This is a genomic window from Limnohabitans sp. 2KL-3 (assembly GCF_001269405.1).
Taxonomy (GTDB): Bacteria; Pseudomonadota; Gammaproteobacteria; order Burkholderiales; family Burkholderiaceae_C; genus Limnohabitans_A.
The window spans coordinates 19816-27673 of the sequence record NZ_CXON01000031.1 but is presented as its reverse complement, the minus strand read 5'-3'; the positions used below and the strand labels follow the sequence as shown (position 1 = coordinate 27673).

The following is a 7858-nucleotide window of genomic DNA, read 5'->3' as shown; positions in this document are numbered from 1 at the left end:
GGCCCGCATGTCGTTTTATCCACCAAAACAACGCATGCGATGTGTTTCAGGCTTCGCCTTCTCCCAGCCAGCTCGCCGCCACTCCCTGCCGAATCGAGTTCGCTTTACTGCGCACCGCCAGTTCGCCTCCGGTTGCTCTCCACCCCGCTTCGCAGCGACGCAGTTACCTTCGACTACGGGGCCTTGGCTTACCCCGACATGGACTCTCACCATGCTGTGTACGCGCCTTCACGGGCGCACTAGGAGCGGCGCCCTCGCCGCGATTGAGCCTCGCAGACCCCCACATCGCCCCGAGGGCGGGGCTCACACAAGAATCGCTGTGCTCATCAAACATCACTGGGCCATGTCAATCGATGGCCATGCCATGGCACGGCGCATCTGCCGACGACAATGACCCCGATCAATCCCCGAGAGGCTTGAACAGTTCGTTCAAATCGGCTTCGCCAAACAGGGGTTCTTTGCGCTGAACAGCCCCCTCGTACATGTCTTTGGCCAATTGGGCTTTGCGCTCCTGCAGGGCCAGCATGCGCTCTTCAATGGTGCCCTGAGCCACCAGTTTGACCACCCACACACTTTGGGTTTGCCCCAGACGGTGCGCCCGGTCAGTGGCTTGATTTTCGACAGCCGGATTCCACCAAGGGTCGTAATGGATCACCGTGTCGGCCTGCGGCAGGTTCAAGCCCACGCCGCCTGCCTTCAGACTGATCAAAAACAAGGGCACCTGGCCAGTGGTGAACTGGTCAATGATGGCATCGCGGTTTTTGTTTTGCCCGGTCAGTTTGACCCATGGAATGTTCAAGGCCGGCAGGGCTTCTTCAATCAAAGCCAGCATTTCGGTGAACTGCGAAAACAACAAAATCTTGCGTCCTTCGGCCACCATTTCCGGCAACATGTCCAGCAATTGCGCCAACTTGGCCGAGGTCTTGACCTGCAGACCGGTGTTCATTTTGAGCAGCCGTGGGTCACAACAGACCTGACGCAATTTGAGCAGCGCATCGAGGATGGTGATTTGCGATTTACCCAAACCTTGTGTGCTCAAGGCCTCGCGCACGGTTTTTTCCATGCCCAGGCGAATGGTTTCATACAGGTCCGCTTGTGGCCCAGACAACAAGACCGGCATCAAGGTCTCGATCTTGGGTGGCAGTTCGCTGGCCACCAGGTCTTTGGTGCGCCGAAGCATGAAGGGCGTGATGCGGTCACGCAGCTGGGTCATTCGCCCGGCGTCGCCGTGGCGCTCAATCGGGTTGCGAAACAGTTCAGTGAAACGTTTTTGGCTGCCCAAAAAACCCGGCATCAAAAAGTGAAACTGACTCCACAACTCACCCAAATGGTTTTCAATGGGCGTGCCCGACAGGCACAAGCGGTGTTGGGCTGGAATTTCGGAGACGGTCTGGGCGGCATAACTGTTGGCGTTTTTGATGTTTTGCGCTTCATCCAGCACCAAAACATGCCAGGCCATGGACACCCACAACTCGCGGTCACGCGAGAGCAAGGAATAGGCCGTGATCACCACGTCGTAAGCCCGGAGGTCGGCCACTTCGCCGTGCCGTGTCAAACCGTGGTGCACATGGGTGGTCAAGCTGGGGCAAAAGCGTGCGGCCTCGCGCTGCCAATTGCCCAACAAACTCACCGGTGCCACGATCAAGGCCGGCTCGGTCAATCGACCCGCCTGCTTTTCCGTCAGGATGTGGGCCAGCGTTTGCAAGGTTTTACCCAGACCCATGTCGTCCGCCAAAATGCCGGCCAAACGGTGCTCGCGCAAAAACTGCAGCCAATTGAGGCCTTGCTGTTGGTAAGGCCGAAGCGTGGCCTGCAAGCCTTCCGGGCAAGGCACATCGGGCAGCGTGTTTTGGCCGCGCATTTGCAGCATCATGTGCTGCAAGCGTTGAGCGCCCTGCCAAACAGCCCCCTCCCCCAAAGAGGCGGCGCAGCGCAAAGCATCCATGCGCGACAAACGCAGCACATCACCGTCCCAATCCCGACCGCGCTCGCCATGCAGCTCCATCAAGGTGGCCAGCCAAGGTCGGATTTTGGCGGTGGGCAGCTTCACATAGCCCGGTCCCTGCAAATCGGGCAAGTAAAGGTAGGGGGCCAACTCAGGGGCATCGGCCCCGTCGGAGGCCTCTGCTGCCACCGCCGCCGTGCGGGCCAGTGCCGCCACAATGGCCGGCACCCAAGGCAAGATGTTCACCCTTTTCCCGTCCAAATCCATGCCCAAAGACAAGTCAAACCAGGGCGATGTGTCGTCCAGCTCATTCGGGTCGGTCAAACTGACCTGCACGTCTTGGGCTTGGCGCAGCCAATGACTCATGCCATCGCGCTGGTGCACCTGCAGGCCCGCTTGGCGCAAAACGGCAAAATCAGACTCCAGCCATTGCAGCCAAAGATCCTCAGCTTGCGGGCCACTCATGGTCAACACGTCGTCTTGTTGGCGCTCAAGGCCCAGAGCATTCAGCTGGTCCCAAATGGCTTGTTCGGCCGCCAAGTGACGCACCAAAATCTGCGACTGCCCAGCCACCCGCACCACCACGCGTGTCGGTTGAGTTGGCCAGCGGCCCTCAACGCCGTCGTAATTGAAGGCCAGTTGCGCCTCAAACAAGCCTTTTTCTGAGCGCCGTGCAGCAGGCAAGGCCGTCAAGGTGAGCACGCCTTGAGGAAGCACACCCCGAATTTCAGGCATTTGTTCGATCACCGGGGGCAAGGGCAAAGAGCCCAAACGGGTGATCAACTGTTGCTGCAACTTGACTGCCACGCGCTCGGGCACCACGGGAGACTGACTCAACAAGACCAGTTGGTCCGCGCTCATGCCCTGGGTGTCCAACAAACCGCACACCCCCAGTTCAGGGTCCACATACATGGGCGGCTCATTAAAAGCATGCACCACACCGTGTTTTTCGGCACGCAATTGCAACTGCCAACCCGAAGGTTGGGGGTCTTGCGCCGCCGTGGCTTGCCACTGGCCCACCACAGGCAAGCTCACATCGGTCCAGTGCAAGACCTGCAAATGCCGCTCACCATCCCACATCAACCGTCCGGTTTGGCTGCACATTTTGAGCAGCAATTGAGCGGCCAGTCCCTGCAACTTGACGGCGCTGTGAAAGCCATATGAGCTGAAACTGTTGATGGCCGGGCAGGCTTTGAACAGGTCAAAAATGCCCCGCTCCATCGGGGCAGAGGTGCGCCAAACGGGGTCATGCGGCAAGGGTTCGCTGCTGACTTTTTTGGGCTTGCTCCACAGGCCATCGCGTTTGAGGCTGGCCCGGTTGATGGTCAAATGAAAGACCGGTCTGTGCCCCAGTGTGGCCGCAGACAAGATGTACAAAAAGTGCTCTGCCGTGCCAGAGGGCAAACTGAAGCCGTGCGACATGTTGGCCGTTTCAAGCCGGTCCAGCCATTCCTGCACTTGCTGCTCAGACTGCTGCAAGGCGTTTTCCAAACGCTGCTGGTGTTGAAACTCGGCGTTTTCGTCAGACAGGGCCTCATCGGAGGGCTGTTCCAGCATGTGAAAGCCCTGCATTGCCGCGTGAATGCCCAAAGCCGCGCCGTGTCGGCACATTCGGCCCACCGCGCAGGTGCAGGTCGAGCGCCAGGCCTGCAAATTGCCGCCATCGGACACCCGCACATGGGCTTTGACCTGAAAAGGGGTCGGCTCGCGACCTTCTTGAACCTGGGCTTGCAGCGACCAGCCCTCGGCTTCACTCGTCATTTTGGCCGAGACCACCTCATTTTGCAGGTACAGCGACGTGCCTTTGGCCCAAGAGTTGGAGTCAAAGTAAAACGCCAGCTGCGAGGGCGGGAACCACTTTTCAGAAACCACGGATTTCATGCATTCAGACGCTTAAGCGACCCACTTGCGGGCGTTTTGCCACACGCGCAGCCAAGGGCTGGTGTCGGCCACATTGCCGCTGGTCCAGCTCATTTGCACGTTGCGGAACACGCGTTCGGGGTGCGGCATCATGGCCGTGAAACGTCCGTCGGCGGTGGTCACGGCCGTCAGGCCGCCCGCACTGCCGTTGGGGTTGAAGGGGTACTGCTCGGTGGCTTGGCCGTGGTTGTCCACAAAGCGCATGGCCCCCAAGGCTTGGGCCGCATTGCCCCGGTGTTTGAAGTTGGCAAAACCTTCGCCGTGCGCCACCGCAATCGGCAAGCGGCTGCCCGCCATGCCTTGCAAGAACAAGCTGGGCGATTCCAGCACCTCAACCATGGACAGACGGGCTTCAAAGCGCTCGCTCTGGTTGGTGGTGAAGCGCGGCCAAGCTTCGGCGCCGGGGATGATGTCGGCCAGTTCGGCAAACATCTGGCAGCCGTTGCACACGCCCAGACCAAAAGTGTCTGTGCGGCCAAAAAAGCCTTTGAACTGCTCGGCCAAAGCCGGGTTGAAAGTGATGGAGCGCGCCCAGCCGATGCCTGCGCCCAGCGTGTCGCCGTAGCTGAAACCACCACAAGCCACCAAGCCCTGGAAGTCGGCCAGCTTGGCGCGGCCCGATTGCAGGTCGGTCATGTGCACGTCGTGCGACTCGAAGCCTGCTTTGTGGAAGGCGTAAGCCATTTCCACATGCGAGTTAACGCCCTGCTCACGCAGGATGGCCACTTTGGGGCGTGACAAATTGAGGAACGGCGCGGCGACGTTGTCAGTCGGGTCAAAACTCAACGACACATGCATGCCGGGGTCATCAGCGCGGCCAGCGGCGGCGTGTTCGGCGTCGGCACAAGCGGGGTTGTCGCGCTGCTGGCAAATCTTCCAGCTCACGCTGTCCCAGACCTGGTGCAGGTCTTCCAGCTTGGCGGCAAACACCTCTTTGGTGTCGCGCCAGATGCTGAGTTCGCCCACGCCTTTTTGGATGGTCGATTGCACGGGGCGGGTCTTGCCGATCACATGCGTGTGCTTGGACAAACCATGTTCGCGCAGGGTTTGCAGCACCGCGTTGCGGTCTGCGGTGCGCACCTGCAGCACCACACCCAGCTCTTCGTTGAACAGCGCCTTGAGCGTGAGTTCTTCGCGGCGGGCGCTGACCTGGCCTGCCCAATTTTTGGCGTCGCCATGGTCGGCGCGGCTGTCAGAAATGCCGTCGCCTTCGGTGACCAGCATGTCGACATTGAGCGCCACGCCCACATGACCGGCAAATGCCATTTCGGCCACTGCGGCCAGCAAGCCGCCGTCGCTGCGGTCGTGGTAGGCCAGGATCTGGCCTTGCGCACGCAAGATGTTGATGGCCTTGACCAGATGGACCAGCGCTTGCGGGTCTTCGAGATCGGGCACGCTGTCGCCAAATTGGCCCAGCACTTGGCCCAGCACGCTGCCGCCCATGCGGTTGCGGCCTTGGCCCAGGTCGATCAAGATCAAGCTGGTGTCATCGATTTTTGCATCCAGTTGCGGCGTGAACGTGCCGCGCACGTCGCTCAGGCTGGCAAAGGCGGTGATGATCAAACTGACGGGCGAGGTGACTTTGCGGGTCTCACCGTCGGAACTTGAATCGCCCTTCGGTACGGTCCACTGCGTGCGCATCGACAAACTGTCCTTGCCCACGGGGATCGAGATGTCCAGCGCCGGGCACAGTTCCATGCCCACGGCTTTGACGGTTTCATAGAGTGCCGCGTCTTCGCCCGGCTCACCGCAAGCGGCCATCCAGTTGGCGGACATCTTGACGCGGGGCAGCTCGATGGGCGCGGCCAGCAAATTGGTGATGGCCTCGGCCACGGCCATGCGGCCGGACGCTGCGGCATTCAGCGAAGCCAGCGGCGTGCGCTCGCCCATGCTCATGGCTTCACCGGCAAAACCTTGGTAGTCGGCCAGGGTCACGGCCACGTCGGCCACGGGCACCTGCCACGGGCCGACCATCTGGTCACGGTGCGTGAGGCCGCCCACGGCGCGGTCGCCAATGGTGATGAGGAAACGCTTGGAGGCCACGGTGGGGTGGCTCAGCACATCGATCACGGCTTTTTGCAGCGACACACCTGTGAGGTCCATGGCCGGCGATTGGCGCGTCACGGTGCTCACATCGCGGTGCATCTTGGGCGGCTTGCCCAGCAGCACGTCCATGGGCATGTCGACGGGCGACTCATGACCTTGGTCTTCCAACACCAGTTGGCGCTCATCGGTGGCCACACCGATCACCGCAAACGGGCAGCGCTCGCGTTCGCAAAAGGCGGTGAACTGCGCCAAAGACTCGGGCGCAATCGCCATGACATAGCGTTCTTGACTCTCGTTGGACCAGATTTCTTTGGGCGACAAGCCCGACTCTTCCAGCTTCACAGCGCGCAAATCAAAACGTGCGCCTCGGCCTGCGTCGTTGGTCAGCTCGGGGAAGGCGTTGGACAAACCACCCGCGCCGACGTCGTGGATGGCCAGAATCGGATTGGCCGCGCCCTGTGTCCAGCAATGGTTGATGACCTCTTGCGCCCGGCGCTCGATCTCGGGGTTGCCGCGCTGCACCGAGTCAAAGTCGAGGTTGGCGGCGTTGGTGCCGGTGGCCATGGAACTGGCCGCGCTGCCGCCCATGCCGATGCGCATGCCGGGGCCGCCCAATTGAATGAGCAAGCTGCCGGCAGGGAATTCGATCTTTTGGGTTTGATCGGCGTCGATCTGGCCCAGACCGCCCGCGATCATGATGGGCTTGTGGTAACCCCGCACCACGCCGTCCACGGTTTGTTCGTATTCGCGGAAATAGCCCAGCAAGTTGGGGCGGCCAAACTCGTTGTTGAACGCCGCGCCACCCAAGGGGCCTTCGGTCATGATTTGCAAGGGGCTGGCGATGTGCTCGGGCTTGCCGCCCGCTTGATCCGACATGCCGCCCCAGAGTTTGGACACGGTGAAGCCCGACAAACCCGCCTTGGGCTTGGAGCCGCGACCGGTTGCACCTTCGTCGCGGATCTCGCCACCCGCGCCTGTGGATGCGCCGGGGAATGGCGAAATCGCGGTCGGGTGGTTGTGGGTTTCGACCTTCATCAGCACATGGTGCAAAGCTTGTTCGGCTTGGTAAGCCGCGCCCTGCCCCGAAGTTCTGGCGACAAAACGCTCCACCGTGTGGCCTTCCATGACCGAGGCGTTGTCCGAATAGGCCACCACCGTGTGCTGGGGGCTCAGCTGGTGCGTGTTGCGGATCATGCCGAACAGGCTCTTGGGCTGGGCCACGCCGTCGATGGTGAACTCGGCGTTGAAAATCTTGTGGCGGCAGTGCTCGCTGTTGGCCTGCGCAAACATCATCAATTCCACATCGGTGGGGTTGCGCTTGAGGTTCGTGAACGCCGTGACCAAATAATCGATTTCGTCTTCGGCCAGGGCCAGGCCCCAGGTCTTGTTGGCTGTTTCAAGTGCAGCGCGGCCACCGCCCAGCACGTCCACATGGTCCATCGGTGCAGGGTCAAGTGCCGTGAACAAGGCCGCAGCCTCATCGCGGCTGGGCATGGCCGACTCGGTCATGCGGTCGTGCAGAACGGACGCGACTTGGCCCAGTTGTTCGGCGGAAAGTTTAGCGCTGCTGAACAAGCCCGACTTGAGCGTCAAACGGTATTCGGTCAGGCGCTCGACCCGGCGCACCTCAAAACCGCAGTTGTGGGCGATGTCGGTGGCCTTGGAGGCCCAAGGCGACACGGTGCCCAAGCGGGGGCTGACCACGATCACGGGGCCGTCAACCGGTCCGGCATAGGGTTCGCCGTAAGTCAACAATGCAGCAAGAGTCTTCTTTTGGGCCTCGGCCAAAGGCGCGATTGTGGCGACCAAGTGGACAAATCTGGCTGAAATGCCCTGAATTTGCGGCGAAATGGTTGCCAATCGTGGCAAAAGCTGGGCAATGCGAAAGTCGCTGAGGGCGCTGGCGCCTTCAAAAGTCGTGATGTGCAGGGACACGGGGTGGCCTTG

At 61.0% G+C, this 7858-nt stretch carries 2 protein-coding genes; both read right to left on the bottom strand.

Annotated features, from left to right (window positions below):
- Positions 1–400: 400 nt before the first annotated feature.
- Positions 401–3826: a DEAD/DEAH box helicase gene (locus AMM41_RS20665; RefSeq protein WP_089963716.1), complete on the bottom strand. Its 3426-nt coding sequence runs from the start codon at positions 3824–3826 to the stop codon at positions 401–403.
- A 12-nt stretch (positions 3827–3838) separates the two neighbouring features.
- A complete protein-coding gene (purL, locus tag AMM41_RS20660; protein ID WP_089963714.1) occupies positions 3839–7846 on the bottom strand; it encodes a phosphoribosylformylglycinamidine synthase in 4008 nt (1335 codons plus the stop codon).
- Positions 7847–7858: the final 12 nt, after the last annotated feature.